This window comes from Paragemmobacter kunshanensis, from assembly GCF_011059185.1.
GTDB lineage: Bacteria > Pseudomonadota > Alphaproteobacteria > Rhodobacterales > Rhodobacteraceae > Paragemmobacter > Paragemmobacter kunshanensis.
Genome location: NZ_JAALFE010000004.1, coordinates 106,929 through 132,832, shown reverse-complemented (window position 1 = coordinate 132,832; position 25,904 = coordinate 106,929). Strand labels below are relative to the sequence as shown.

Sequence of the window (25,904 nt, the reverse complement as noted above, 5' to 3'; positions counted from 1 at the left end):
CCGTTTCGTGCTAATCCTTGCCCAAGCAAGAAGAAAAGGGGCAGGCATGCGCGTGCTGGGGATCGACCCGGGGCTGCGGAACCTCGGCTGGGGGGTGATCGACGTGGCGGGGGCGCGGCTGAGCCATGTCGCCAACGGCATCTGCCATTCCGCGCCGGGCGAGGGTGAGGGCGATCTGGCGCAGCGGCTGCTGTCCCTGCATGCGCAACTGACCGAGGTGCTGCGGCAGTGGCAGCCGGATACGGCGGCGGTGGAGCATACTTTCGTGAACAAGGACGCGGTGGCGACGCTGAAGCTGGGCCAGGCGCGGGGGATCGCGCTTCTGGTGCCGGCGCAGTTCGGGCTGACGGTGGGGGAATATGCGCCCAACGCGGTGAAGAAGACAGTGGTGGGCGTGGGCCATGCGGCGAAGGTGCAGGTGGATCACATGGTCAGGCTGCATCTGCCGGGGGTGAAGGTGGCGGGCCCGGATGCGGCGGATGCGCTGGCGGTGGCGATCTGCCATGCGCATCATTCGCAAAGCGCGGGGCGCTTGCAGGATGCGCTGAGAAGGGCTGCGGGATGATTGGCAAGATTTCGGGGCGGCTGGACTGGCGCGGCGGCGATCAGGTGCTGATCGATGTGCGGGGGGTTGGCTATATCGTTCATGTGAATGAACGCACCATGGCCGCGCTGCCGGGGGTGGGGGAGGCGGTTTCGCTTTATACCGATCTGCTGGTGCGGGAGGATCTTTTGCAGCTGTTCGGGTTTCCGACGATGCTGGAGAAGGAGTGGCACAAGCTGTTGATGACCGTGCAGGGGGTGGGGGCGAAGGCATCCATGGCGATCCTTGGCGCGCTGGGCGCGGAAGGGGTGGCGCGGGCGATTTCCCTTGGCGATGCGCGGGCGGTGCAGGCGGCGCCCGGCGTGGGGCCGAAGCTGGCGCAGCGGGTGATACTGGAGTTGAAGGCCAAGGCACCGGGGTTGATGGCGATGGGGGGCAAGCTCGCGGTTTCGGCGGTGGCGGATGAGGGGGATGCGGTGATCGAGCCCGTCGCGCCCGCGCCGAAGCGGGTGGCGAAGGTGGACGGGGCCGCGCAGGCGCGGGCGGCGGCGAGTGCGGATGCGCTGTCGGCCTTGGCGAACCTTGGCTATGGCGCGGGGGATGCGGCGCAGGCCGTGGCGACGGTGGCGGCCGAGATGCCGGAGGCGGATGCGGCGGGGCTGATCCGGGCGGCGCTGAAGCTCTTGGCACCGAAGTAAGGCTTGCAGCGCGGCGCGGCCTGCCCATCTTTGATCCAGGGCGATGGAGGGCCGGGCATGAGCGGGTATGGCAAGACATTCATCCTGATGGCGGCGCTGACGGCGCTGTTCATGGGGATCGGCGCGATGATCGGCGGCGCGGGCGGTGCGGTGCTGGCGCTGGTCTTTGCGGCGGGGATGAACCTGTTCGGCTATTGGAATGCGGACAAGGCCGTGCTGCGGATGACCGGGGCGCGCGAGGTGGATCTGGCCAGCGCGCCGGATTTCGTGGGGATGGTGCATCGGCTGGCCGATGGGGCGGGGATGCCGCGCCCCAAGGTCTATGTGATCGAGACGGATCAGCCCAATGCCTTTGCCACGGGGCGAAACCCGGAAAACGCGGCGGTGGCGGCGACGACGGGCCTGTTGCGGCGGTTGACGGCGGAAGAGGTGGCGGCGGTGATGGCGCATGAACTGGCGCATATCCAGAACCGCGACACGCTGATCATGACGGTGACGGCAACCTTTGCCGGGGCCATCGGGATGCTGGCCAATTTCGCGATGTTCTTCGGCAACCGCGAGCGTGCGGGGGGCGTGCTGGGGATGATCGCGGTGATGATCTTTGCGCCCCTGGCGGCGGGGCTGGTGCAGATGGCGATTTCCCGGTCGCGGGAATATGAGGCGGACAAGGTGGGGGCGGCGATCTGTGGCAATCCGATGTGGCTGGCCTCGGCCTTGCAGAAGATTGATGCCTTCGCCAAGGGGATCGACAATGTGCAGGCCGAGCGGAACCCGGCGGTGGCGCATATGTTCATCATCAACCCCTTGCACGCGCACAAGCGGGATGCGCTGTTTTCCACCCATCCGGCGACGGCGAACCGGATCGCCGCGCTGGAGGCGCTGGCGGCAGAGGGGAAGCGCTGGGGCAAGGTGGGGGTTGCGGCGCGGGGGCCATGGGGCGGCTGAGGCTTGCCAAAAGGGCGGCGTTCTGTGAATGTTCCCGCCCATGATGACCCCTGATCCCACGCTTCGCCCTGACCGTTTGCCGGAAGATACCGACCGCGCCTTGCGCCCGCAGGCGCTGGAGGAATTCGTGGGGCAGGCGGAGGCGCGGGCGAACCTGCGCGTCTTCATCGAAAGCGCCCGGATGCGGGGCGAGGCGATGGATCACACGCTGTTCCACGGGCCACCCGGTCTGGGCAAGACGACGCTGGCGCAGATCATGGCGCGGGAGTTGGGGGTGGGGTTCCGCATGACATCCGGCCCGGTGCTGGCCAAGCCCGGCGATCTGGCGGCGATCCTGACCAATCTGGAACCGCGCGATGTGCTGTTCATCGACGAGATCCATCGGCTGTCCCCGGTGGTGGAGGAGGTGCTTTATCCCGCGATGGAGGATTTCGCGCTGGATCTGGTGATCGGCGAGGGGCCGGCGGCGCGGACAGTGCGGATTGATCTGCAGCCCTTCACGCTGGTGGGGGCGACGACGCGGCTGGGGCTTTTGACGACGCCTTTGCGCGACCGGTTCGGGATTCCGACGCGGTTGCAGTTCTATACCGAGGAGGAGCTGGATCTGATCGTGGGGCGCGGCGCGCGGCTGCTGGGTGTGCAGGCGGATGCAGACGGCACGCGCGAGATCGCGCGTCGGGCGCGGGGGACGCCAAGGGTTGCGGGGCGATTGCTGCGGCGGGTGGTGGATTTCGTGCTGGTCGAGGGGGACGGCCGGTTGACCAAGGGGATCGCCGACCGGGCGCTGACGCGGCTGGGGGTGGATCATCTGGGGCTGGATGGGGCGGACCGGCGCTATTTGGGCTTGCTGGCCGAGAATTATGGCGGCGGGCCGGTGGGGGTGGAGACCATCGCGGCGGCGCTGTCCGAGGCGCGGGACGCGATCGAGGAGGTGATCGAGCCCTATCTGTTGCAGCAGGGGCTGATCCAGCGGACGCCGCGCGGGCGGATGCTGGCGGCGAAGGCCTGGCGGCATCTGGGGCTGGAGTCGCCGAAGGGGCCGGGACAGAACGATCTCTTCGAGGCGTGAGCAGGGCAAAAATTTTCACGAAAATTTTTGCCCGCGGAGGCCGAAAAATTTCGGGTCGAAATTTTTCGGCGGTGGGGCACCAAAAGTTTTTGGGAAAACTTTTGGTGCCGGAGGGGGGCGAGACGGGTGAAAGAGGCTGAGATGACCCCGGATGCGGTGCGGGCGCTGTTCACGCGGGCGGACGGAACCTATCTTTTCGCGCGCTGGGGGCGGCCCATCGTGCCGGTGGTCTTTGGTGTGGAAGAGGCGACGCTGTCGGTGGTGAAGGGGGCGGTCGAGGCGGTGGTCGCGCTGGCGGGGCATCGCATGGCCGAGACAGACCCGGAACTGGGCGCGAACCTGATGGTCTTCTTCTTTCGCGACTGGGCCGAACTGCCGGAGGTGCCAAACCTTGACCGGCTGGTGCCGGGGCTGGAGGACCTTTGCGCGCGGCTGGCGGCGGCGCAGGCGAACCAGTACCGGATCTTTCGATTCGATCCGGACGGGGCCATCCGGGCGGTCTTTGTCTTTCTGCGGATGGACGCGCATCTTGAGGCGGTGCCGGTCGAGACACTGGCGCTGAGCCAGGCCGTGCAGATGATCCTGTTGTGGTCCGACCGGGCCTTTGCGGAACAGTCGCCGCTTGTTCTGGCCGAGGCGGGGAGCGCGATGCTGCGACCGGAGATCGCAGCGGTGATCCGGGCGGGATATGATCCGGTGCTGCCTGTGATGGCACAGGACGGCGCGCATGCGCTGCGGCTTTTCGCGCGGCTTGGGCGGGCGGTCTGAGGCGCGGCTGCCCGAGAATCGCGGCGCCCGCGGGCGCGATGGTGCAGGCGGGGGCCGAAGGGGCCCGACGAGGTTAGCGCAATCAGGGAAGGGGCGGTCTTTTTGACGCATCCGCCACTGCGTGGCGCGTCGGGCGCGTGGCGCATGCGCTGGCCGGATTTCGGGCGCAGGGACGGGGGGTTAGGCGAATGGTTGTAAAGAAATTTACGATATGGCGGAAACCGCGTCAATAAATTGACAAAATAAACGATAGACATCAAAGGTTTGTTGGTAATTAACTCCGGGTCAATTATTATCGCGATCACGTGACCGAAGGCCCGGGTTCGGGCTGGTCGCGCGGCGTGGCGAAACTGGAGGAGAACCCATGGCGGATACGATGCAGCAGCAGGGGGTCTATCCGGCCTCGGCCGATTTCGTGGCGAAGGCGCATGTCGATGCAGCAGCCTACGAGCGCATGTATGCGGCATCGGTGGCCGATCCGGCGGCCTTCTGGGGCGAGCAGGGCAAGCGGATCGACTGGATCCGGGACTACACCAAGGTCAAGGATACCAACTTTGACCTCGGGAAGGTGTCGATCAAGTGGTATGAGGACGGCACGCTGAACGTGTCGGCCAATTGCATCGACCGCCACATGACGGGGCGCGCGAACCAGACCGCGATCATCTGGGAGCCCGATGATCCCAAGACCCCGGCCCAGCACATCACCTATGCGCAACTGCTGGAACAGACCTGCCGGATGGCGAATGTGCTGAAGAAGCACGGGGTGAAGAAGGGGGACCGGGTCGTCCTCTATTTGCCGATGATCCCCGAGGCGGCCTATGCGATGCTGGCCTGCGCGCGGATCGGGGCCATTCATTCGGTGGTCTTCGGGGGCTTTTCGCCCGATGCGCTGGCCAACCGGATCAACGATTCCGAAGCCAAGGTGGTGATCACCGCCGACTGGGCGCCGCGCGGGGGCAAGAAGACGCCGCTGAAAGGCAATACGGATGCGGCGCTGCTGCATTGCGATGACCATGTGAAATGCATGGTGGTGAAGCATACCGGCGACCAGACGAGCTGGGTTGACGAGCGCGACATCGACCTGAAGGCCGAGATGGCCGAGGTTTCGGGCTATTGCGCCTATACCGAGGTGGGGGCGGAGGATCCGCTGTTCATCCTTTACACCTCGGGCTCTACCGGCAAGCCGAAGGGGGTTGTGCATACTTCGGGCGGCTATCTGGTCTATGCGTCGATGACGCATCAGATGACCTTCGACTACCATGATGGCGACGTGTTCTGGTGCACGGCTGATGTGGGCTGGGTGACGGGGCACAGCTATATCGTCTATGGGCCGCTGGCCAATGGCGCGACCACGATCATGTTCGAGGGCGTGCCGACCTTCCCGGATGCGGGGCGGTTCTGGGAGGTTTGCGCCAAGCACAAGGTGACGCAGTTCTACACCGCGCCGACGGCGATCCGCAGCCTGATGGGGCTGGGCACGGAATGGGTGGAAAAACATGACCTGTCGTCCCTGCGCCTGCTGGGTTCGGTGGGCGAGCCGATCAACCCGGAAGCCTGGAACTGGTACAACACCCATGTCGGCAAGGGGCGTTGCCCCATCGTCGATACCTTCTGGCAGACGGAGACCGGCGGGCATCTGATCACGCCGCTGCCCGGCGCCATTCCGCAAAAGCCGGGTTCGGCGACGAAGCCCTTCTTCGGGGTGAAGCCGGTGGTCCTGGACCCCGCCACGGCGGCGGTGCAGGAGGCCACGGAGACGGACGGCGTGCTGTGCATCGCCGACAGCTGGCCGGGCCAGATGCGGACGCTGTGGGGCGATCATGCGCGCTTCGAGGAAGCCTATTTCAGCCAGTATCGCGGCTATTACTTCACCGGCGACGGCTGCCGCCGCGATGCGGATGGCTATTACTGGATCACGGGCCGCGTGGATGACGTGATCAACGTGTCGGGCCACCGGATGGGCACCGCCGAGGTCGAATCCGCGCTGGTGGCGCATCCCAAGGTGGCCGAGGCGGCGGTGGTGGGCTATCCGCATGACATCAAGGGGCAGGGCATCTATGCCTATGTCACGCTGATGAAAGGCGAGGAACCGTCGGACGCGCTGCGCAAGGAGCTGGAAGCCTGGGTGCGGACCGAGATCGGCCCGATTGCCAAGCCGGACCTGATCCAATGGGCGCCGGGCCTGCCCAAGACGCGGTCGGGCAAGATCATGCGTCGCATCCTGCGCAAGATCGCCGAGAACGATTTCGGCAGCCTTGGAGATACCTCGACCCTTGCCGATCCTTCGGTGGTGGATGAGCTGATCGAGAACCGGATGAACCGGGGATGAGCGAGGTTCTGACCACCCCCGCCGTCCTGATCCTGCTTGGCCCCCCGGGGGCCGGGAAGGGCACGCAGGCGCGCATGCTGGAAGAGGATTTCGGTCTGGTCCAGCTTTCCACCGGCGACCTTCTGCGCGCCGCCGTGGCCGCAGGGACCGAGGCCGGCAAGCAGGCCAAGGCGGTGATGGAGGCGGGGCAGCTTGTTTCCGACGAGATCGTGCTGGCGATCCTGAAGGACCGCATGGCCGCGCCGGATGTGGCCAGGGGCGTGATCCTGGACGGGTTCCCGCGCACCGACGGGCAGGCGGCGGCGCTGGATGCGCTGCTGGCGGCGGCGGGGCAGAAGGTGACCGCCGCGATCAGCCTGGAGGTGGATGACGAGGCGATGGTGGGCCGGGTGTCCGGCCGCTACACCTGCGGCACCTGCGGGGAAGGCTATCACGACGAATTCAAGCAGCCCGCCGTGGCGGGCACTTGCGACAAATGCGGCGGCACGGCGTTCAAGCGCCGGGCTGACGACAATGCCGAGACGGTGCGGGAAAGGCTGAAGGCCTATCACGCCCAGACGGCCCCGCTGATCGCCTATTACGAGGGCAAGGGCGTGCTGGAACGGATCGACGCGATGGGCTCCATCGCGGGGATCCGCAGCGCGCTTTCGGCCATCGTGAGCCGCGTCTCGGCGTGAGAAAGGGAGGCCGTATCCCCCATCTTTCGGGGGGTGCGGATGTGGAGAAAAGAAACCTCAGGGAGTAGCACTCATGGCGGACAAGACATCGTCCAACGCCTATTGGGCCGCGAATATCCGGATCATCCTCATCTCGTTGGCGATCTGGTTTGCGTGCTCGTTCGGGCTGGGCATCATCCTTCGTCCCGCGCTTTCGGGAATCCATATCGGCGGCGCCGATCTGGGCTTCTGGTTCGCGCAGAACGGGTCGATCTATGTGTTCATCGTGCTGATCTTTGCCTATGCGGCGAAGATGAACAAGCTCGACAAAGAACACGGCGTTCAGGAATAAGGGGCGGGAAACATGGATCAGTTTACCCTCAACCTGATCGTGGTGGGGCTTAGCTTTGCCCTCTACTTCGGGATCGCGATCTGGGCCCGTGCCGGGTCCACCTCGGAATTCTACGCCGCTGGCCAGGGCGTTCCGCCCGTGATGAACGGCATGGCGACCGGCGCGGACTGGATGTCGGCGGCTTCGTTCATCTCGATGGCCGGCATCATCGCCTTTGGTGGCTATGAAAGCTCGGCCTATCTGATGGGCTGGACCGGCGGCTATGTGCTGCTGGCGCTGCTGCTTGCGCCCTATCTGCGCAAGTTCGGCAAGTTCACCGTGCCGGAATTCGTGGGCGACCGTTTCTATTCGGGTGGCGCGCGTCTGATGGCGGTGGTCTGCCTGATCATCATCTCGGTGACCTATGTTATCGGCCAGATGACGGGCGTGGGCGTGACCTTCGCGCGCTTCCTGGAAGTGTCGACCTCGACCGGCCTTTATATCGGGGCGGCGGTCGTGTTCGCCTATGCGGTGCTTGGCGGCATGAAGGGCATCACCTATACGCAGGTGGCGCAATATGTCGTGCTGATCATCGCCTATACCATCCCGGCGCTGTTCATCTCGCTTTCGCTGACGGGCAACTTCCTGCCGCAGCTGGGCCTGATCGGCGGCTATGCGCCCTCGGGTGGCGATGTGGCCTTCCTTGAGAAGCTGGATGCGGTTGTCACGGAACTGGGCTTCAAGGCCTATACCGCCGACAGCTCGAACTACTTCAACATGTTCCTGTTCACCATGTCGCTGATGATCGGCACCGCGGGCCTTCCGCACGTGATCATCCGCTTCTTCACCGTTCCGAAGGTCGCCGATGCGCGGTCCTCGGCGGGTTGGGCGCTGGTGTTCATCGCGCTGCTCTACACCGTGGCCCCGGCCGTGGGTTCGATGGCGCGTCTGAACCTGACGACGACGATGTGGCCTGCCGCCGTGACGGGCAGCGCCTTTGACGGCCCGGCGATCACCCGTGCCGACATCGACGCCAAGCCGGAACTGAGCTGGATCCGCACCTGGGAGAAGACCGGCCTTCTGAAGATGGTCGACAAGAACGGGGACGGCCAGATCCAGTACGTGAACGAACCGGCCGATCTTGCCGCCAATACCAAGGCGCTGGATGCGGCGGCTGCGGAACTGGCGAAAGCCGCCGACGCCGACAAGGCCGCGATCGAGGCGAAGATTGCCGAACTGACGACTGCCCGCGAAGGCGTGATCGCCACCGCGACGGTCGGTTCCACCGGCAAGACCTTTGCCGAGATGGGTCTGAACGGGAACGAACTGGTCACCGTGAACAACGACATCATGGTGCTGGCGAACCCCGAAATCGCGGCCCTGCCGGGCTGGGTTGTGGCTCTGGTCGCCGCGGGCGCCCTGGCGGCCGCCCTCTCGACGGCTGCGGGTCTGCTGCTGGCGATCTCGTCCGCGATCTCGCATGACCTGATCAAGGGCACGATCAACCCCAACATCTCGGAAAAGGGCGAGCTTCTGGCGGCGCGTATCTCGATGGCCTTCGCCATCGTGCTGGCGACCTACCTGGGCCTCAACCCGCCCGGCTTCGCGGCGCAGACTGTGGCCCTGGCCTTCGGTCTGGCTGCTGCGACGATCTTCCCTGTGCTGATGATGGGCATCTTCTCGTCCCGCATCAACAAGGAAGGCGCCATCATGGGGATGATCGTCGGCCTGCTGTTCACGTCGATCTACATCTTCATCTTCAAGGGCTGGTTCTTCATCCCCGGCACCAACAACCTGCCGGATACGCCGGACCAGTACTTCTTCGGGATCTCGCCGCTGTCGATCGGCACGATCGGGGCTGTGCTGAACTTCGTCACCGCCTTCGTGGTGTCGTCGATCACCAAGGCGCCGCCGAAGGAAGTTGTGGAACTGGTCGAGTCGATCCGCGTGCCGAAAGGTGCGGGCGCGGCCCAGGCCCACTGAGCGAACAGGAAGGCCCCGGCGGTTGCCGGGGCCTTTCCATCCGATGCCGGAAAGGGATGATCAGGGGCGCAGCATGGACGAGAGCCTGAAGACGATCATGGGCTTTCTGGAGACGGTGCATCCCTATGATGGCCTGCCGCAGGACGAGTTGGCGCGTGTCGCCGGTTCCTTCAGCCGCAGGGACTATGCCGCGGGGGAAGAGGTCTATCACGCGGGGGAGCCGCTGAAGGGCCTGTATCTTGTGAAGCGCGGCGCGGTGGAGGTGCTGGAGCCTTCGGGGGGGATCGTGTCCCTGCTCGGCCCGCGCAACAGCTTCGGTGAACGCGGATTGATGCGCGACGGGCTGGCGGTGACGACGGCGCGGGTGACGCAGGATTCGGTTCTGCTGATGCTGCCGGTGGCCGAGTTCCGGCGCATGATGGTGGATCATCCGTCCTTCGAGCGGTTCTTCCATCGCGGGCGCGGGGGCGAGCATCGCGAGGCGGAGCTGACCGCGCAGAAGGTGGAGCGCCTGATGGCGCATGAGCCGATCACGGTGCCTGCCGAAACGCCCATCAGGGTGGCGGCCGGGGTGATGCGCGACAACCGGGTATCGAGCCTGGGCGTGACCGAGGCCGGGCGCTTTGCAGGCCTTGTGACGGTGCGGGATTTCACCAACAAGGTGCTGGCCGAGGGGCTGTCGCCCGATGCGGCGGTGGCCGAGGTGATGACGCGCGATCCGGTGGTGCTGCCGCCTTCGGCGCTGGGATCGGATGTGCTGCACATCATGCTGGAGCGGCGGATCGGGCATCTGCCGGTGGTGGAGAATGGCACGCTGGTCGGCATGGTGACGCAGACCGATCTGACGCGGTTCCAGGCGGTGTCATCGGCGCAGTTCGTGCGCGATGCGGCTGTGGCTGTGGATGTGGCGGAACTGGCCGCGGTGACGGCGCGCATTCCGCGGCTGCTGTTGCAGCTGGTCGGCGCGCATCACGCGCATGAGGTGGTGACGCGGCTGATCACCGATATCGCCGATACGGTGACGCGGCGGCTGCTGGCGCTGGCCGAGCAGGCGCTGGGGCCGGCGCCGGTGCCCTATCTCTGGCTGGCCTGCGGATCGCAGGGGCGGCAGGAGCAGACGGGTGTTTCGGATCAGGACAATTGCCTGATCCTGTCGGACGAGGCCGGGCCCGAGGACATGCCCTATTTCGCGGCGCTGGCGAAGTTCGTGTCGGACGGGCTGGATGCCTGCGGCTATGTCTATTGCCCGGGCGACATGATGGCCACCAATCCGCGCTGGTGCCAGCCGCTGCGGGTGTGGCGGGACTATTTCGCGGGATGGGTGGCGACGCCCGATCCGATGGCGCAGATGCTGGCCTCGGTCATGTTCGACCTGCGGCCCATCGGGGGGGAGCCTGCGCTGTTCCGGGCCTTGCAGGACGATACGCTGGCGATGGCGTCGAAGAATTCGATCTTTGTCGCGCATATGGTGCAGAATTCGCTGAAGCATGCGCCGCCGCTGGGCCTGCTCCGCGGTTTTGCGACGATCCGGTCGGGCGAGCACAAGAACCATATCGACCTGAAGCATAACGGCGTGGTGCCGGTCACCGATCTGGGCCGGGTCTATGCGCTGATCGGACGGTTCGGGGCGGTGAATACCCGCGCGCGGCTGGAGGCGGCGGCGGAGGCCGGGGTGATTTCACCCTCCGGCGCGCGCGACCTGATCGAGGCCTATGACCTGATCGCGCGGACGCGGCTGGAGCATCAGGCCCAGCAGGTGCGCCAGGGCGAGAAGCCTGACAATTTCCTGTCGCTGTCGGACCTGTCCGATTTCGAGAGGTCCCATCTGCGCGACGCCTTTGTCGTGGTGCGGACGATGCAATCCGCCGTGGGCCAGGCCCGCGGCGCAAGAAGTTGAGGGTGGCGGAATGGGTCTGGAATTGCTGGCAGCGATCGTGGCGGCGGTGGCCTTTGCAGGCATCGCCATGATGCTGCGCAAGGTGACGCGGGACCGGCTGCCGAAATGGATCGTGCCGGCGGCGGCGGGGCTGGGGCTGATCGGCTTCACGGCCTGGAACGAATACAGCTGGTTCTCGCGCGTGTCGGGCGAATTGCCGGCGGGGGTGGAGGTGGTCTGGGCGGATGACAATCCGCAGGCGCTGCGGCCATGGACCTTTGTCGCGCCGCTGGTGACGCGGTTTCTGGCGATGGACAGCCGCACCCTGGCGCGGCATCCGGCGAAGGACGATCTGGTGATGGCCGATGTCTATGCCTTTGCGCGCTGGCGCGGGGTGGAGCAGGGGCTGGTCGTGGTGGACTGCGCGGGGATGCGGTCGGTGCGGCTGGTGGAAGGTGTGCGGATCAGTGACGCGGGTGAACTGGAGGGCGGCGAATGGGCCGCCCTTGCCGAGGGAGATCAACTGGGCGTCGTGGCCTGCCGGAGGTCTGACTGATGGGTGAGGCGAAGAGAGAGCCGCTTGTCCTGATCGTCGAGGACGAGGACAATATCGCGGTCGCGCTGGAATATGTCGTCAAGCGCGAGGGTTACGGCCATGCGCGGGTGGCCGATGGGGCGGAGGCGCTGCCCTTCATCCGCAATCGCCACCCCGAGGTGGTGCTGCTGGACATCATGCTGCCTTCGGTTTCGGGCTATGAGATCTGTCAGGAGATCCGGCTGGATCCGGCGTTGTCGGATGTGAAGGTGGTGATGATGACCGCGCGGGGATCGGCGCTGGAGAAGCGCAAGGCGATGGCGCTGGGGGCGGATGGGTTCGTGACCAAGCCCTTCGATCTGGGCACCTTGCGCGGCGAGATCCGGCGGATCATGGCCGGGGGGGATCCGATGTGATCGCCCGGCTGAGCCTGCGGCTGCGGATATTGCTGTTCTTTGCCGCGCTGGCGGGGGGCACGCTGGCCGCGATCGGGCTGGGCCTTTGGTTTGCGGTGACGCGCTTTCCGGCGCTGGCGGGCGAGATGAGCGCGCTGGTGCAGATCGGCACGGTGGCGGGATTTGCGAGCCTTGGGCTTATCGTCTGGGTGTGGTTCCTGTTCGACAAGAACGTGGCGCGGCCCATCGACCTTTTGGCCGGGGCGCTGCGGGCGCGGGCGCATTCGGATGTGGTTCGCCCGCTGGAGACAGAGGTGGCGAAGTATCTGGGCGATCTGGCCCCGGCGGCGAGTGCCGCCGCCGATACGCTGGCCGAGACGCGCAGCGCGCTGGCCGAGGCCATCGGGCGCGAGACGGCGCGGCTGACCGCCGAGAAGGCGCGGCTGGAATTGCTGCTGTCGGATGTGCCGGTGGGGGTGATGATCTGCGCGGCGGATCATCAGCTTGTCTTCTACAACAGCCAGGCGGCGGAGTTTCTGGGGGCGGGCAGTCTGGATGTGGCGGATCAGCCGGGGCTGGCGCGCAGCGTCTTTGGCTATCTGCGTGAGGGGCCGTTGCAGGATGCCTATCGCCGCCTGCGCGAGACGGGCGCGGGGGATGCGGCATCGGATCTGCTGTGCACGGCGGTGCAGGGGCGGGCCTTGCTGGCGGGGCGCATGCGGCTTCTGGCCGGAGAGGGCGAGGCGCCGGGCTATGTGCTGACGCTGCGGGACGTGACGCAGGATTTCGCCGTCTCGGCCCGGCGGGAGGCCTTTATCGCCGAGGCGCTGGAGCGGATCAGCCGGTCGGTGGCGGGGATCGTGACGATCAGCGGGGCCGCCGCCGAGGGCGGGGATGCGGCGCTGGTGCGGGCGATGGAGGCGGAAGTGGCGGGGCTTGTCGCCACGGTGCAGGAGATCGCGCGCAGCAATCAGGAGCGGCGGCCCGAGACGCTGCCCTATGCGATGCTGCGGGGCGAGGATGTGCTGGACGGCATCAAGGCGCGGGTGGAGCGGGCGGGGCAGGCGATCCGGGTGACGCCCGGCGCGCTGATGATCGGGTGCAATGCCTATGAACTGGTCGGGCTGGCGGCGCTGCTTTGCGCCGAGATCGCGGCGCGGCCCGGGGTGGGGGATCTGGAGCTGCGGCTGGACGAGGAATTTGGCGGGGCGTCGCTGCGGATCCTGTGGACGGGGCCCGCGCTGACGGTGGCGGCGCTGGAGCGGCTGCTGGACCGGCCGCTTGATCCGGCCCTGCCCGACAGCACCACGGGGCGCAGTTTCCTGGCCGAACATGCCACCGATATCTGGCCCGAGACACAGGCCGACGGGCGCGAGGCGCTGTGCCTGCCGATCCTGCAGGCGCGGCGGGCGGTGCGGCGGCCCGAGCCGATCGTGCGGCGGGTGACCTATGATTTCGACCTGCTGGCGCAGGAAAAGCGCGGGCATGTGCTGAAGAGCGGGCTGGATGCGCTGACCTATGTGATCTTCGACACCGAGACGACGGGGCTGATGCCGCATCAGGGCGACGAGATCGTGCAGATCGCGGCGGTGCGGGTGGTGAACGGGCGGCGGGTCGAGGGCGAGGTGTTCAACACGCTGGTCAATCCGGGGCGGGCGATTCCGCCTTCGTCATCGGCGGTGCATGGGATTTCGGATGCGATGGTCGTCGATGCGCCCGGCGTGACCGAGGCGCTGGCGCGGTTCCATCGCTTTGCCGAAGGGTCGGTTCTTGTGGCGCATAACGCGCCCTTCGACATGACCTTCCTGCGCCGCGCCGAAGGGGCCATCGGCAAGCGGTTCGACATGCCGATCCTGGATACGGTGCTGCTGTCGGCGGTGGTGTTCAGCCAGCATGAGGAACATTCGCTGGATGCGCTGACGCATCGGCTGGGTATCACGATTTCGGAAGAGGCGCGGCATACCGCGCTGGGTGACGCAGTGGCGACGGCGGATGCCTTTCTGAAGATGCTGACCATGCTGCGCGGGCGTGGCGTCACCACCTTTGAGCAGGTGCTGACCGAGGTGCGCAAGCATGGCCGCCTGTTGCAGGATCTGAACGCCTGAGGGCGCGCGCGGGGATCAGGACAGCACCATCCCGGGCGCGGCAAGGCGCCGGGGATCGCCCAGCCAGCCATAGGCCAGCAAGCAGGGGCCTGCGCTGCCGGTGGTGATTTCATGTTCCGTCGCGGGAGGATTGAACACGAGGCTGCCGGGGGCGTGACTGGCGGCATGGTTCTGCGACCAGCGGCCCGAAAGGGCGAGGTAGCTTTCCTCGATCCCCTTGTGGTGATGCGGCGGGTAATGCGTGCCGGGGGCAAAGAGGACAAGGCCAAGGATCAGGTCATCGGCAAGGATCGGCCCCTGGGGGCCGAGGATTTCGCAATAGGCGTAGTCGCGGGCGAGGGCTTCGGGCAGGGAAGCATAGCCGTATTCCCAGGTCAGCCGGTCGGCCACGGCGAGAAGGGCCATGGCCATGTCGGCAAAGGGGCCGCGGGTGGCGGCGGCAAGGGCGGCTGGCAGCCAGCGGGTGACGGGCTTGTCGGCGGCGGGGCGCGGGGAAAGGCGGGGCGGGCCCGCCTGCACGCGGGCGAGGGCCTGCCGCAGGCGGGCGGTGTGATCGGCGATGGGGGCGCTGCCCGCATCGGCGGCCTGGCCATAGGCCGCGTCGAAGGCGGCCAGCAGGGCCAGCCATTCGGGCGTGGCTTTGGTTGGTTCTGCTCCGGTCATGGCGGGATCAGGCGATGGCGGGATCGAGCGGCACGACGATCCGCCCGCGGATCTGGCCCTTGAGGAAGGCGGGGGCGGTGGCGATGACATCGCCAAGGGCGATTTCGGTGGTCATCCCTTCGAGTAGCGCGAGGTCGAGTTCCTGGGCGAGGTGGGACCAGGCGGCCATGCGTTCGGGTTTTGGGCACATGACGCTGTCGATCCCGGCAAGGGTCACGCCGCGCAGGATGAAGGGGGCGACGGTGGTGGGCAGGTCCATCCCGGCGGCAAGGCCGCAGGCGGCGACGACGCCGCGATAGCGCATGGCTGCCAGCACATTGGCCAGCACGGTGCCGCCAGCCACATCGACGGCCCCGGCCCAGCGTTCGCGCGCCAGGGGTTTGCCGGGGGCAGAGAGTTCCGCCCTATCGACGATGGTGGCGGCGCCGAGGTGGCGCAGATAGTCGGCCTCGGCCGGGCGGCCGGTGACGGCGGCGACCTGATAGCCGCGGCGGGCCAGCAGGGCGGTGGCGATGCTGCCGACGCCGCCCGCGGCGCCGGTCACCACCACCTCGCCCGAGGCGGGGGTGATGCCGTGGCGTTCCAGCGCCAGCACGCAGAGCATGGCGGTATAGCCTGCCGTGCCGATGGCCATGGCGGCGCGGGTGGAAAGCGTCTCGGGCAGGGGGATGAGCCAGTCGCCATTCAGCCGGGCCTGCCCGGCAAGGCCGCCCCAATGGCGTTCGCCGACGCCCCAGCCGTTCAGGACCACGCGGTCTCCGGGGCGGAAATCGGGGTGATCGCTGGCCGCGACGCGCCCGGCCAGATCAATCCCCGGGACCATGGGAAAGCTGCGCACCACGGGCGAGGCCCCGGTGATGGCCAGCGCATCCTTGTAGTTCAGCGTGGACCAGCCGACATCGACGGCGACGTCACCTTGCGGCAACTGATCGGGGGAAAGCCGGGCGAGGCGGGCGGATTGGCCGGTTTCGGTTTTCTCGATCAGGATGGCGTCGAACATCGGGAGGCCTTTCTTGGGATCACTGTGTCAGGAGGGCGAAGAATTGCTGGCGGAAGCGGCGCAGGGGCGCGGGGCTGGCGTCCAGCTTGGCGCGCAGGACCGCGCCTTCCCAGCCTGTCCAGAAGAATTCTGCCAGCAGCGCGGGATCATGGTGGGGGGAGAGGGTGCCATCATCGCGGGCGAGGGTGAGGCAGGCGGCGGTGCGGGCCTGCCAATCGGCCAGCACATCGGTCAGGCGGGCGCGGAAGGGTTCGGGAAGCGCGCCCATTTCCTGCCCGAGATTGCCGATCAGGCAGCCGCGCCGGAAGCCGTGCCGCGCCATGCCGGATTCGGCATCTTCGGTGAAGGCGCGGAGGCGGACGAGCGGGGCAAGCCCGGGATCGAGCAGGCGGCGATCCAGCCTGCGGGCGAAATGGGCGTGATAGGCCGAGATGAGCGCCTCGGCGAAATCGGCCTTGCTGTCGAAATAGTGGTAGAAGGCCCCCTTGGTGATGGCGGCGCTGCGCAGGATGTCTTCCAGCGCGGTGGCGCCATAGCCCCGTTCCGTCAGGAAGATCAGCCCCGCGCGGATCAGGCGCTGGCGGGCTTCGGCCGCGTCGGGGGGCGTGGCGGGACGGCCGCGCGGGCGGGGAGGGGCAGGGGAAAGGGGGGCGGCATCGGTGGGCATGTCATTTAATAGACCGAATGGTATGGGAAATGGAAGCGCTTTCGCGCGCGGCCTGTTTCGGCGTGGGGGCAGGGTCAGGCGAGGGTGACGATGTGGTTGTCCCAGGCGAGGGCGTGGGATTGCAGCGCGGTCATCCCGTCGGTGATGCGCAGCAGCGCGCCCATCCCGTCGCTGGCGAGAAAGCCGCCATCGGGCAGCGCGGCGAGGCCGCAGATATCGGGGCGGGCATGGCTGGCGAGATAGCCGCCATCCGGGGCGAAGACCTGCGCCAGCCCGCCGCGCGGCGAGGTGAGGCCGATGCGGCCATCGGTGGCCACGGCGATGGAGCCTGCATAGCCCTGCATGCGGGGTTGTTCGGTTTCCGGGGCGGGGCAAAGGGTGGGGGCTTGGCCGGGGGACCAGAGGCCCAGAAGCGGCACGGCTTCGGCGGCGTCGCCTTCCCATTGCATGGCAAAGGCGATGCGGTCGTCGCGGGCAAGGGCGAGGTGGCGGATGGAATTGCGGTTCAGCGCGGGGTCGAGCGCGGCCTGATCCAGGATCGCGCCATCCTGTGACAGCAGGGTCAGGTTGGGGCGCATGTCGGGGATGTTGAGCTTCGTGCGGTCGCGCGGATCGGTGGCGATGCCGCCATTGGCGATGACGAGGTTGCCATCGGCCAAGCGCCTTACGTCATGCGGGCCGATGCCGCCGGAGGGGGCCTCGCCCATGCGGGTGAAGCGGCGGGTTTCCCAGAGGCCGATGCGGCCTTCGGAGGTTTCGGCGATGACTTCGGAGGTGAAGAGGGTTTCGCCATCGGCGGAAAAGGCGCCGTGGCCGTTGAACTGCCGCCCCGGCGGCGGGGTGAGGGTGGAGATCAGGCGGCCATCGCGGCAATCGAGGACAAGGGCGAAGACGCCGGGGCGGCGGGCGAAGGCCACGGCGAGGGGCTGGTCGGGATGGGCGGTGGCGGCATGGCCCCTTGCGGGCAGGGGCAGGGAGAAGAGGCTTTCGCCATCGGCGGTGAGGCCGTGGAGGCGGTAGGTTTCGCCCTGTTTCGCGGCGGCGAGGAAGCGGGGATTGCCGACATCGGCCCAGCTTGGCGCGGGCAGGCAGAGGGCGGCGAGGCCGGCAAGGACAGAGCGGCGCGAGGTCATGTCAATCTCCGTCCAGGGCGTTGAAGCCGATGCCGACGCCGAGTTGCGGGGGCAGTTCGGCCAGCAGGGCATCGCGGGTGGCGCGGATGGATTGCTGGAGGATCTCGATCCGCAGGCGGCCCGCGGGATCGGCGACCCCGGCAAGGGCGGGATCGTTCAGCGCGGTGGCGCGGGCGAGGGCGCTGTCGAAGGCGGCGCGGGATTTCGGGCTGTCGGGGGCCAGATTGACCATGAGGTCGCGCAGGGCCTGAAGGGACAAGGTGACATTCAGCAGGCTGCGGGCGGAGGCATGCGCCTCGGCCAGATCGGGGCGGGGTTTGTCGAAGCTGCCCAGGGGGCGGCCAAGGCGTTGGTCGGCGAGTTGTTCGAGGCCGGTGGTGAGTTGGGTGAGAAGGGCCTGCCGCGCCTCGGCCTGTGACAGGAAGCGGGGATTGCCGGGTTCGCCTGCGGTGGTGAGGCTGGCGGCGAAGCCCTGCTGCCAGAGGGTGGCGATTTCGGCGGTGCTGCGGGCGAGATCGGCGGTGGTGAGGCGGATCAGGGTGCAGGTGTCGCCTTGCAGGGCGTCGGTCGCCGGGAAGAGCAGGCGTTCCAGCGCCATCAGGCCGCGCGCGGCGACGGATTGATTGGCGAAGGTTTCGGGGGTGAGGGTGGCGGGATCACCGGCCAGCAGGGCGCGCTGGGCGGCGCGGCCGCGCCCCTTGGGATCGGGCCAGAAATGGATGGCAAGGCCACGGCCCTGTTCCTCCACCGGGCCGAGATGCAGATGCTGGACCGCCATCCAGGCATCGAAGGTGGCGTTCCAGGCGGGGGCCAGCGCGGCGGGCGCGCAATCGGCCTGCGCTGCCGCATCGAGGGCGGAGGCGGCATCGGCAAGCGTGGCATAGCCGGGCAGGGCGTGGTTCTGCACCACCGCGGCCACGTCGGCGCGGGCGGAGGGTGGCGCGGCGAGGGACAGCGCGAGCGAGAGGGCGAGGATCAGGGGGCGCAGCATCAGAGGCTTTCCAGAAAGGCGATGAGGGCATCGCGGTCGGCCTTGGGCAAGGCGATGGTGGCGTCGCGGGCGGCTTGCGCCTCGCCCCCGTGCCAGAGGATCGCCTCGAGCAGGGTACGGGCGCGGCCATCGTGCAGGAATTGGGTATGGCCGCTGACCTGTGCGGTCAGGCCGATGCCCCAGAGCGGCGGGGTCTTCCATTCGCGGCCCGTGGCGCGGCCCTCAGCGCGGTTGTCGGCAAGGGCTTCGCCCATGTCGTGCAGCAGAAGATCGGTATAGGGCCAGATCAGTTGAAAGCTTTGTTCCGGCTGATCGGTCAGGCGATGGGTGACGTGTTTGGGGGTGTGGCAGGCGGCGCAGTTCAGGGTGTGGAACATCTCCTTGCCGCGCAGGACCTGCGGGTCATCCACCCGGCGGCGTTCGGGCACGCCGAGATTGCGGGAGTAGAAGGTGACGAGGTCGAGGCTTTCGGCATCGACTTCGAGCCCGTCGCGGGCAGTGGGTTCCTGGCCATGGGGGGCAGCGCGGCAATCGCCCTGTGTGGGGCTGCAATCGCCCCAGGGTTCGGGGTGAAGGGGGGTGGACAGGCCCATGTCGCCCGAGAAGGCCCCTGCGGATTGTTCGCGCACGGTGGGGGCACCCGCCTTGAGGCCGAAGCGGCCGAGCATGGGGATGCCGAATTCGACCGAAGGCACGATCTGCGCGCGGCCCGAGATGCCGTCGCCATTCGCATCGTCCGGGTCGGCGAGGGCGAGGATATCGGCGGCGGGGATCGCCTCCAGCAGGCCGAGGCCGATCATCTGGGGCGCGACGCGGGGCGAGAGCATCAGCTGCGGGTCGGGCGGGCCATAGGCGGGATCGGCGAAGGCATAGCTGGGCTGGCGCAGGGTGATCACCGTGCCATCGGCAATGGGAACGGGCAGATCGGCATAGGTGATGTCCATCCGGCCTTCGGCGTGGTGGCCGGGGGCGGCGAGATCCTGCAACTGGCCGCCATAGGTGGGATCGGGGGCGGTGGCGATCCATTCGGCGATATCGGCGGGGCCGGTATCGGCGTGAATGGAGAGGCGCAGGAACATCGACACGCGGCCATCCTCGGGGCCTTCGGGCGGGTGACCGCGCCCATCCTTCAGGTGGCAATCCTGGCAGGCGCGGGCGTTGTAGAGGGGGCCGAGCCCATCGGAGGCAAGGGTGGAGGCGGGCGAGGCGACCCAGGTCTTGCGGAACAGCGCATTGCCCAGCTTGAAGCGCATCTCATGGTCGAAGGGCATGTTGGCCGAGGACTGGCTGAAGGCATCGGCATTGGCGCGGGCGCGCACCGTGGCCGCCCCGGCGGAGAGCGCCTCGAAGGGTTCGGGGGTGGTGAAATCGGTGGGCGGGGCGAGGATCGCCGCGATGCGGGCAGTTTCGGCGGCGGTGCGGGGCAGGGTGGAGAGATGCGGATCGTCCAGCGTTTGCGACAGGGCGGGGGCTGCGGTCAGGAGGACGAGGAGAAGGGGGCGGAGCATGGCGGGTGCCTTATGGCCGGGGGGCCTTGGGTATGGGGGCCTGGGGATGGGCGCTGCGCAACCCGCGCGGGGCTGCACAGCGGTCGGGTTCACTGGAAGACGGCACCCGGATTATCGAGGCTATCGGAGCCTTCGAAGCTGATCTGCGTCAGGCCGAGCGCGGTGACCGCACGGTCGATCGAGGCCGTCTGCGTCACGAGGGCATTGACCGCGGCCATGATCAGCGCCTCGCCCTCGGCGCTGCCCGGGGCGAGCATCTGGTCATAGGCGAAGCCCCCTTCGGCGGCGGTCTTGATCGCCTGCAGGGCGGTGACGGTGGCATCGAGTTCGGCCCTGAGGCGGGTATCGACGGCGGGATCGGCGGCGGCGACGAGGTCTGACAGCGAGGGGCCCGAGACGGTGCTTCCATCGACGCGAGTATAGCTGCCGAGATAGACGTTCCGGATGCCGAGGCCATCGTAGAAATGGCTGTTATGGGTATTGTCGGAGAAGCAGTCATGTTCTTCTTCCGGGTCGTTCAGCATCAGGCCAAGCTTCATCCGTTCGCCCGCCTGTTCGCCATAGGACAGGCTGCCCATGCCGGTGAGCATGGCCAGAAGCCCGGCCTGGGGATCGGCGGTCACGGTGGCGCGGCCTTCGCCGCCCGGCGCCCAGGCGGCGGCCATGTATTCGAGATCCGCGACCAGGAGATCCGTCGCGGCCTTGAGATAGGCGGCGCGGCGGTCGCAATTGCCGCCGGTGCAGCCGTCACCTTGCAGGAAATCGGTGAAGGGGCGGTTGCCAGCGCCCGGTTCGGTGCCGTTCAGATCCTGCCCCCAGAGCAGGAATTCGATGGCGTGATAGCCGGAGGCGACATTCGCCTCGATCCCGTCTGCTTCGTGCAGGGTGCCCGAGATGAAGGCGGGGGTGATCTGGCTGGCGTCGATTTCCGTGCCGGAGAGGGTGAATTTCGGCGTGGCGATGACGTTGAGTTGTGCGAGGCTGTTTTCCTCGTTCACGCCATAGCCGGGATCGACATAGTCGATCAGGCCCTCGTCCAGCGGCCAGGCATTCACCTTGCCTTCCCAATCGTCGACGATGGGGTTGCCGAAGCGGAAGACCTCGGTCTGCTGATAGGGGATGCGGGAGGCGAGCCAGGCGGCGCGGGCGGCGGTGAGGGTGGACTCGGACGGGGTGGCGATCAGGGCTTCGACGGCGGATTGCAGGGCTTGCGCGGTGGTCAGGCTGTCGCCGTAGCCCGCGGCGGCGATGTCGGCATAGGTGGCGACGACGGCGGCGGGATCGGCGGCAAGGGCCGGGCTGGCAAGGGCGGTGCAGAGCAGGAGGGCGGCGGCGCGGGTCATGGGGGAACTCCGGGTTCGGGCGGGGCCGATGCACGATGCCGGAGGGCAGGGTCAGCGCAGGGGCCAGCGGAAAGGGGCGTGATCAGCCTTGGATGGTGGTGGATCGGCTTGCCCTTCGGGCTGGCTGAGAGCTTCCTGACAAAAAAGCTTGGGAAAGTAAATGGGTGATTGAATATGTCGGGAATTGTGCGCCCTTTGGCCGCCTCTTTCAGGCGGAGGCGGGAAGGCGGCGCGTGGCAAGCCAGGCGGCCAGCGCCATGAGGCCCGCGGTGGCAAGGCAGGCGGGCAGGCCGCCCCATTGATAGCTGAGGCCCGAAAGGAGGGTGCCGAGCAGGCGGCCCGCGGCATTGGCCATGTAGTAGAAGCCGACATCGCGGGTGATCCGGTCGGCGGATCCGAAGGCGAGGATCAGGTAGGAATGGACCGAGGAGTTGACGGCAAAGACGAAGCCGAAGGCCAGAAGCCCCGCGATCAGTGTGGCGGTCAACCAGGGGGCGGGGCCGCCTGCCCAGAGGGCAAGGGCGGCCAGCGCGAAGGGAATGGGGACCAGCAGGCCCGACCAGAGGGTGGCCTTCTGCGTGGTGGCGGTCAGGGCCTGGGCCTTGCCGCCAAGGATGCGGGGGGCCATGGCCTGCACCGCGCCATAGGCGATGATCCAGAGCGCGAGAAAGCCGCCGATCAGGAAGAAGGCCGCGCGGCGGCCATCCGGCGTTCCGTCTGACAGGACGGCCTGAAAATAGACCGGGATGCCCACGACGAACCAGACATCCCGCGCGCCGAAGAGGAAGAGGCGCGCCAGCGAGAGGCGGTTGATGCGCGCGTCGGGTGAGCGCCAGCCGCCCCAGCCTTCGGCCGATTTCATGCGCCCCGGCAGGCCCTTGGGCAGGAAGAGAAGGACCGCGAGCAGGATGGCGGCCAGCACGGCGGCCATGGTCCAGAGCGCGGGTTGGAAACCCGCGATGGCGAGGAGGGCCGCGCCAAGGAAGAAGCCCGCGCCCTTGACCGCGTTCTTCGATCCCGTCAGCAGCGCGACCCAGCGGAAGAGGCTGCCATCCCCGGCGGGGGCCAGCAGCTTGACGGCGGATTTGGAGGACATCTTGGCAAGGTCTTTTGCCACGCCGGAGACGCCCTGCACGGCCATGACGAAGGCGACGGAGGCGGCGATGGCCCATGCGGGATCGAGCTGCGACAGGGCGATGAGGGCCGCGATCTGCAACGACAGCCCGGCATGGAGCGTGGCGGCAAGGCCGAAGCGGGCGGCGAGCCAACCCGCGGCGAGGTTGGTCGCGATGCCTGCGACTTCGTAGAGCAGGAACAGCCAGGCAAGCTGGACGGGCGAGAAGCCCAGCGCGTTGAAATGCAGAAGCACCAGCATCCTGAGCGCGCCATCCGACAGCATGAAGGCCCAATAGGCGGCCGTCACGGCGATATAGGCGCGCTTCGGGTTGAGGCCGGTCACAGGGATGCCGCCACCATGCGGGTGATGTCGGCCAGTCGGCAGGCATAGCCCCATTCATTGTCATACCAGGCGTAGACCTTCACCTGGGTGCCGTTCACCACCATCGTCGATTGCGCGTCGATGATGGCGGAGCGGGGATCGTTGGTGAAATCGGAGGACACCAAGGCGCGCGTCTCATGGCCGAGGATGCCCCTGAGCGGGCCTTCGGCGGCGGTTTGGAACAGGGCGTTCACCTCTTCGGCGGTGGTGGGACGCTCTACCTCGAACACGCAATCGGTGAGGGAGGCGTTCAGAAGCGGCACGCGGATGGCGTGGCCGTTCAGGCGGCCCTTGAGTTCGGGGTAGATGAGCGTGATGGCGGTGGCCGATCCGGTGGTGGTGGGGATCAGGTTCATCAGGGCCGAGCGCGCGCGGCGCATGTCCTTGGCCGGGCGGTCGACGATGGTCTGGGTGTTGGTGACATCGTGGATCGTGGTGATGGAGCCGTGGCGGATGCCGAGGGATTCGTGGATGACCTTGACCACGGGGGCAAGGCAGTTGGTGGTGCAGGAGGCGGCGGTGATGAGGGACTGGCTGCCGTCGTAGAGGTGGTGGTTGACGCCATAGACGAGGTTGAGCGCGCCGTCCTCCTTGACCGGGGCGGAAATGACGAGTTTTTTCACCCCGGCGGCGAAATAGGGCGCGATCCTGGCGGCGGTCTTGAAGACGCCTGTCGCATCCACCACCAGATCCACGCCCATGGTGGCGAGGGGGAGGGCGTCGAGGGTTCTTTCCTGCGTCAGGCGGATGGGGTGGCCGTCGAGGACCAGCGTGCCGGGGGCATGGGTGACGGGGGTTTGCCAGCGGCCATGGACGCTGTCGAATTCCATCAGGAGCGCGTGCTGTTCGGCATCGCCTGCGGGATCGTTGAGCAGAACGATCTCGCCGCCTGCGCCCTGGTCGATCAGGTTGCGCAGGACGAGCTTGCCGATCCGGCCAAGGCCGTTGAGGGCGATGCGGGGCATGGGGATCAGCCTTTCGCTTCGGTGTTGGGGGTGGCGCTGATGTCATCCACGCGGGATTGCAGCGACAGGCGGCTGAGCGTGCCGAAGGGGAGGGCCACGAAGGCCGCGACGCGGCGGCGCAGGGCGGCATAGGTCTGGGCGAAGACGAGGGCGCGTTCGGCATCGGTTCCGGTGGCGCGGACGGGGTCAGGCAGGCCCCAATGGCCGGTGATGGGCTGGCCGGGCCAGGGCGGGCATTCCTCGGCTGCCGCCGTGTCGCAGACGGTGAAGACGAAATCCATCGTGGGCGAGGCGGGCTGCTGGAATTCCGAGATGTGCTTGGAGCGCAGACCGGAGATGTCATGCCCGTTGCGGGCAAGGACATCGAGCGCGAAGGGGTTCAGCGCGCTGTTCGGGCGGGTGCCGGCGGAGAAGGCGCGAAAGCGCCCTTCGCCCAGATCGCGCAAGAGCGCCTCGGCAAAGATGGAGCGGGCGGAATTGCCCGAGCAGATGAACAGCACGTCGAAACCGGTGTCGCGCATGGAGGGTTCCTTGGGCGGGGCGAGAAGGGGCGAAAGCAGGTCTGGCCGCGCGCGGCCGATGTCGAGCGCGAGGTAGCCGATCAGGGCTTCGGTCACGTCGAGGTTGACGGCGTAGTAGAGCGAGCGGCCGTCGCGGGTGACGGTGACAAGGCGCGAGGCGGTCAGGTCGGCCAGATGGTGCGACAGGGTGTTGGGCTTCAGGTTCAGTGCGGCGGCGATTTCCGTGGGCCGCGCGCCGCGCGGGGCAAAACGGTTGAGCAGGCGGAACACGGCGAGGCGGTCCGGGTGGCCGAGGGTGGCGAAGGCGTGGGTGGCGTGATTCATTTCCATAATTCGAGAATAATGGAAATGTCAGCCCGTGCCAGTGAAGGTTTTGTAACGGTGCGGCAACTGGACATGGGCGCAGCTTCGGTGCAGCACTGGCGGGCCGGGTCTTGTGGTGGGATCAGGCCGGGCGGAAGTGGCTGGGGCGGGGTTCGGGATGATCGTCAGGGACAGGCCGGATATCTGGGATCTGCTGACCGCGCTGCGCGGGTCCATCGTGCCGCGGATCGCGCTGCCGGTGCTGTTGCTGGCGGGATTTGCTGCAGGGGTGGTCGGGCTGGACCGCGTGGTTGGCGGCGTGCCGCGACTGGACGGGTCGGCATTCGCCGTGTTCGGGATCGGGCTGTCGCTGTTTCTGGGGTTTCGCAACAACGCCGCCTATGACCGCTGGTGGGAGGCGCGGAGGCTTTGGGGTGGGTTGCTGGCCGATCTGCGATCGCTGGCGCGCGAGGTGGAGGTTTTCGTGGCCGATCCCGCGCTGCGGCGGGCGATGCTGGAGGCGGGCCTCGATTTCATCCATGCCCATCGGATCCATTTGCGCGGCCTGCCGGTGGACAAGGCGGAACGGGGGAGCGTGCGCGATCTGGCCGGGGCGCCGCATGCGCCCTGCGCGGCGCTGGACGGGCTGGCGGGGATGGTGGCCGGGGCCTATCGGGATGGCGGGATCGACGGGTTCGGCGCGCGCAGCCTGACGGCGCGGGTGGGGGCGATTGCCCAGCAACAGGCCGGGTGCGAGCGGATCGCCAACAGCCCGCTGCCCTTTGTCTATTCGCTGCTGATCTATCGGACGAGTTACCTCTATTGCCTGCTTCTGCCTTTTGCCCTGACGGGGGCGACGGGATGGGCCACGCCTTTGTTCGTGGCGGTGGTGGGATACATGTTCCTTGGGCTGGCGGAAGTGACCGAGGAGTTGAGCCATCCCTTTGCCCCCAGCCCGAACGGGATTGCCATGGATGCGATCTGCCGCGCGGCGGAGATCAGCCTTGCGCCGCATCTGGGGCGCGAGGCCCCGCCGCCCTTGGCGCCGGTGAACCACTATCTGAGCTGAGGGGGCGCG

At 67.5% G+C, this 25,904-nt stretch carries 24 protein-coding genes; 14 read left to right on the top strand and 10 right to left on the bottom strand.

Translation table 11 applies throughout. The annotated features are described in order from the left end of the window. Nucleotides 1–46: 46 nt before the first annotated feature. The 13 genes from ruvC to G5V65_RS05795 all read left to right on the top strand — a co-directional run bounded on the left by ruvC (nt 47) and on the right by G5V65_RS05795 (nt 14,234). Nucleotides 47–565 carry a crossover junction endodeoxyribonuclease RuvC gene (ruvC, locus tag G5V65_RS05855; RefSeq protein ID WP_165047834.1) on the top strand — a complete coding sequence of 173 codons (519 nt, stop codon included), beginning with the start codon at nt 47–49 and terminating at the stop codon, nt 563–565. Beyond that, nucleotides 562–1,242: a Holliday junction branch migration protein RuvA gene (gene ruvA / locus G5V65_RS05850; RefSeq protein ID WP_165047832.1), complete on the top strand. Its 681-nt coding sequence runs from the start codon at nt 562–564 to the stop codon at nt 1,240–1,242. The genes ruvC and ruvA overlap by 4 nt, the downstream gene beginning before the upstream one ends. A gap of 57 nt (nt 1,243–1,299) precedes the next feature. Continuing rightward, nucleotides 1,300–2,187 carry a zinc metalloprotease HtpX gene (htpX, locus tag G5V65_RS05845; protein WP_165047829.1) on the top strand — a complete coding sequence of 296 codons (888 nt, stop codon included), beginning with the start codon at nt 1,300–1,302 and terminating at the stop codon, nt 2,185–2,187. 40 nt (nt 2,188–2,227) lie between these two features. Beyond that, nucleotides 2,228–3,256, top strand: coding sequence for a Holliday junction branch migration DNA helicase RuvB (gene ruvB, locus G5V65_RS05840; RefSeq protein ID WP_165047827.1), 1,029 nt, complete (start codon nt 2,228–2,230; stop codon nt 3,254–3,256). A gap of 141 nt (nt 3,257–3,397) precedes the next feature. Then, complete coding sequence (locus tag G5V65_RS05835; protein ID WP_165047825.1) at nt 3,398–4,024, top strand: hypothetical protein; 627 nt, start codon at nt 3,398–3,400, stop codon at nt 4,022–4,024. Nucleotides 4,025–4,388: 364 nt separating this feature from the next. Then, nucleotides 4,389–6,353, top strand: a complete 1,965-nt coding sequence (gene acs, locus G5V65_RS05830) for an acetate--CoA ligase (protein ID WP_206526690.1) — start codon at nt 4,389–4,391, stop codon at nt 6,351–6,353. After that, nucleotides 6,350–7,030 carry an adenylate kinase gene (locus tag G5V65_RS05825; protein ID WP_165047822.1) on the top strand — a complete coding sequence of 227 codons (681 nt, stop codon included), beginning with the start codon at nt 6,350–6,352 and terminating at the stop codon, nt 7,028–7,030. The genes acs and G5V65_RS05825 overlap by 4 nt, the downstream gene beginning before the upstream one ends. Nucleotides 7,031–7,103: 73 nt before the next feature. Beyond that, nucleotides 7,104–7,361 carry a DUF4212 domain-containing protein gene (locus G5V65_RS05820; RefSeq protein ID WP_165047820.1) on the top strand — a complete coding sequence of 86 codons (258 nt, stop codon included), beginning with the start codon at nt 7,104–7,106 and terminating at the stop codon, nt 7,359–7,361. Nucleotides 7,362–7,373: 12 nt separating this feature from the next. Then, nucleotides 7,374–9,323, top strand: a complete 1,950-nt coding sequence (locus G5V65_RS05815) for a sodium:solute symporter family protein (RefSeq protein WP_165047818.1) — start codon at nt 7,374–7,376, stop codon at nt 9,321–9,323. Between the two features lie 73 nt (nt 9,324–9,396). Beyond that, nucleotides 9,397–11,220, top strand: a complete 1,824-nt coding sequence (locus tag G5V65_RS05810) for a DUF294 nucleotidyltransferase-like domain-containing protein (RefSeq protein ID WP_165047816.1) — start codon at nt 9,397–9,399, stop codon at nt 11,218–11,220. A 10-nt stretch (nt 11,221–11,230) separates the two neighbouring features. Further along, nucleotides 11,231–11,755 carry a hypothetical protein gene (locus G5V65_RS05805; protein ID WP_165047814.1) on the top strand — a complete coding sequence of 175 codons (525 nt, stop codon included), beginning with the start codon at nt 11,231–11,233 and terminating at the stop codon, nt 11,753–11,755. Next, complete coding sequence (locus G5V65_RS05800; protein WP_165047812.1) at nt 11,755–12,150, top strand: response regulator transcription factor; 396 nt, start codon at nt 11,755–11,757, stop codon at nt 12,148–12,150. Before G5V65_RS05805 ends, G5V65_RS05800 begins: the two co-directional genes overlap by 1 nt. Then, a complete protein-coding gene (locus G5V65_RS05795) occupies nt 12,147–14,234 on the top strand; it encodes an exonuclease domain-containing protein (RefSeq protein ID WP_165047810.1) in 2,088 nt (695 codons plus the stop codon). The genes G5V65_RS05800 and G5V65_RS05795 overlap by 4 nt, the downstream gene beginning before the upstream one ends. Before the next feature lie 15 nt (nt 14,235–14,249). On the opposite strand, the gene G5V65_RS05790 is transcribed toward G5V65_RS05795, so the two are convergent. The 10 genes from G5V65_RS05790 to G5V65_RS05745 form a co-directional block, all read right to left on the bottom strand. Continuing rightward, nucleotides 14,250–14,897: a dimethylsulfonioproprionate lyase family protein gene (locus G5V65_RS05790; protein ID WP_165047808.1), complete on the bottom strand. Its 648-nt coding sequence runs from the start codon at nt 14,895–14,897 to the stop codon at nt 14,250–14,252. A gap of 7 nt (nt 14,898–14,904) precedes the next feature. Continuing rightward, entirely contained in the window at nt 14,905–15,897 is a 993-nt protein-coding gene (gene acuI, locus G5V65_RS05785) for an acrylyl-CoA reductase (NADPH) (protein ID WP_165047806.1), read from the bottom strand. Nucleotides 15,898–15,916: 19 nt separating this feature from the next. Next, the gene (gene acuR, locus G5V65_RS05780; protein ID WP_165047804.1) at nt 15,917–16,564 is read right to left on the bottom strand and encodes an acrylate utilization transcriptional regulator AcuR; all 648 of its coding nucleotides are present in this window, start codon (nt 16,562–16,564) and stop codon (nt 15,917–15,919) included. 74 nt (nt 16,565–16,638) lie between these two features. Beyond that, complete coding sequence (locus G5V65_RS05775) at nt 16,639–17,697, bottom strand: DUF1513 domain-containing protein (RefSeq protein ID WP_165047802.1); 1,059 nt, start codon at nt 17,695–17,697, stop codon at nt 16,639–16,641. A gap of 1 nt (nt 17,698) precedes the next feature. Further along, nucleotides 17,699–18,688, bottom strand: coding sequence for an imelysin family protein (locus G5V65_RS05770; protein WP_241250461.1), 990 nt, complete (start codon nt 18,686–18,688; stop codon nt 17,699–17,701). Beyond that, on the bottom strand, nt 18,688–20,196 hold the full coding sequence (locus G5V65_RS05765) for a di-heme oxidoreductase family protein (protein WP_165047800.1): 1,509 nt from the start codon (nt 20,194–20,196) through the stop codon (nt 18,688–18,690). Before G5V65_RS05765 ends, G5V65_RS05770 begins: the two co-directional genes overlap by 1 nt. Before the next feature lie 89 nt (nt 20,197–20,285). Continuing rightward, complete coding sequence (locus G5V65_RS05760; RefSeq protein ID WP_165047798.1) at nt 20,286–21,539, bottom strand: imelysin family protein; 1,254 nt, start codon at nt 21,537–21,539, stop codon at nt 20,286–20,288. Nucleotides 21,540–21,747: 208 nt separating this feature from the next. Continuing rightward, the gene (gene arsJ, locus G5V65_RS05755; protein WP_241250472.1) at nt 21,748–22,938 is read right to left on the bottom strand and encodes an organoarsenical effux MFS transporter ArsJ; all 1,191 of its coding nucleotides are present in this window, start codon (nt 22,936–22,938) and stop codon (nt 21,748–21,750) included. 56 nt (nt 22,939–22,994) lie between these two features. Continuing rightward, nucleotides 22,995–24,002 carry an ArsJ-associated glyceraldehyde-3-phosphate dehydrogenase gene (locus G5V65_RS05750; RefSeq protein WP_165047794.1) on the bottom strand — a complete coding sequence of 336 codons (1,008 nt, stop codon included), beginning with the start codon at nt 24,000–24,002 and terminating at the stop codon, nt 22,995–22,997. A gap of 5 nt (nt 24,003–24,007) precedes the next feature. Continuing rightward, a complete protein-coding gene (locus G5V65_RS05745; protein ID WP_165047792.1) occupies nt 24,008–24,853 on the bottom strand; it encodes an arsenate reductase/protein-tyrosine-phosphatase family protein in 846 nt (281 codons plus the stop codon). Nucleotides 24,854–25,004: 151 nt separating this feature from the next. Between G5V65_RS05745 and G5V65_RS05740 the strand changes: the two genes are divergently transcribed. Continuing rightward, nucleotides 25,005–25,895 carry a bestrophin family protein gene (locus G5V65_RS05740; protein ID WP_165047790.1) on the top strand — a complete coding sequence of 297 codons (891 nt, stop codon included), beginning with the start codon at nt 25,005–25,007 and terminating at the stop codon, nt 25,893–25,895. Nucleotides 25,896–25,904: the final 9 nt, after the last annotated feature.

Coding starts and splice junctions, on each gene's coding strand:
- ruvC (WP_165047834.1), top strand. CDS start 47: ATGCGCGTGCTGGGGATCGACCCGGGGCTGCGGAACCTCGGCTGGGGG.
- ruvA (WP_165047832.1), top strand. CDS start 562: ATGATTGGCAAGATTTCGGGGCGGCTGGACTGGCGCGGCGGCGATCAG.
- htpX (WP_165047829.1), top strand. CDS start 1,300: ATGAGCGGGTATGGCAAGACATTCATCCTGATGGCGGCGCTGACGGCG.
- ruvB (WP_165047827.1), top strand. CDS start 2,228: ATGATGACCCCTGATCCCACGCTTCGCCCTGACCGTTTGCCGGAAGAT.
- G5V65_RS05835 (WP_165047825.1), top strand. CDS start 3,398: ATGACCCCGGATGCGGTGCGGGCGCTGTTCACGCGGGCGGACGGAACC.
- acs (WP_206526690.1), top strand. CDS start 4,389: ATGGCGGATACGATGCAGCAGCAGGGGGTCTATCCGGCCTCGGCCGAT.
- G5V65_RS05825 (WP_165047822.1), top strand. CDS start 6,350: ATGAGCGAGGTTCTGACCACCCCCGCCGTCCTGATCCTGCTTGGCCCC.
- G5V65_RS05820 (WP_165047820.1), top strand. CDS start 7,104: ATGGCGGACAAGACATCGTCCAACGCCTATTGGGCCGCGAATATCCGG.
- G5V65_RS05815 (WP_165047818.1), top strand. CDS start 7,374: ATGGATCAGTTTACCCTCAACCTGATCGTGGTGGGGCTTAGCTTTGCC.
- G5V65_RS05810 (WP_165047816.1), top strand. CDS start 9,397: ATGGACGAGAGCCTGAAGACGATCATGGGCTTTCTGGAGACGGTGCAT.
- G5V65_RS05805 (WP_165047814.1), top strand. CDS start 11,231: ATGGGTCTGGAATTGCTGGCAGCGATCGTGGCGGCGGTGGCCTTTGCA.
- G5V65_RS05800 (WP_165047812.1), top strand. CDS start 11,755: ATGGGTGAGGCGAAGAGAGAGCCGCTTGTCCTGATCGTCGAGGACGAG.
- G5V65_RS05790 (WP_165047808.1), bottom strand. CDS start 14,897: ATGACCGGAGCAGAACCAACCAAAGCCACGCCCGAATGGCTGGCCCTG.
- acuI (WP_165047806.1), bottom strand. CDS start 15,897: ATGTTCGACGCCATCCTGATCGAGAAAACCGAAACCGGCCAATCCGCC.
- acuR (WP_165047804.1), bottom strand. CDS start 16,564: ATGCCCACCGATGCCGCCCCCCTTTCCCCTGCCCCTCCCCGCCCGCGC.
- G5V65_RS05775 (WP_165047802.1), bottom strand. CDS start 17,697: ATGACCTCGCGCCGCTCTGTCCTTGCCGGCCTCGCCGCCCTCTGCCTG.
- G5V65_RS05770 (WP_241250461.1), bottom strand. CDS start 18,688: ATGCTGCGCCCCCTGATCCTCGCCCTCTCGCTCGCGCTGTCCCTCGCC.
- G5V65_RS05765 (WP_165047800.1), bottom strand. CDS start 20,196: ATGCTCCGCCCCCTTCTCCTCGTCCTCCTGACCGCAGCCCCCGCCCTG.
- G5V65_RS05760 (WP_165047798.1), bottom strand. CDS start 21,539: ATGACCCGCGCCGCCGCCCTCCTGCTCTGCACCGCCCTTGCCAGCCCG.
- arsJ (WP_241250472.1), bottom strand. CDS start 22,938: ATGCTGTCGGATGGCGCGCTCAGGATGCTGGTGCTTCTGCATTTCAAC.
- G5V65_RS05750 (WP_165047794.1), bottom strand. CDS start 24,002: ATGCCCCGCATCGCCCTCAACGGCCTTGGCCGGATCGGCAAGCTCGTC.
- G5V65_RS05745 (WP_165047792.1), bottom strand. CDS start 24,853: ATGGAAATGAATCACGCCACCCACGCCTTCGCCACCCTCGGCCACCCG.
- G5V65_RS05740 (WP_165047790.1), top strand. CDS start 25,005: ATGATCGTCAGGGACAGGCCGGATATCTGGGATCTGCTGACCGCGCTG.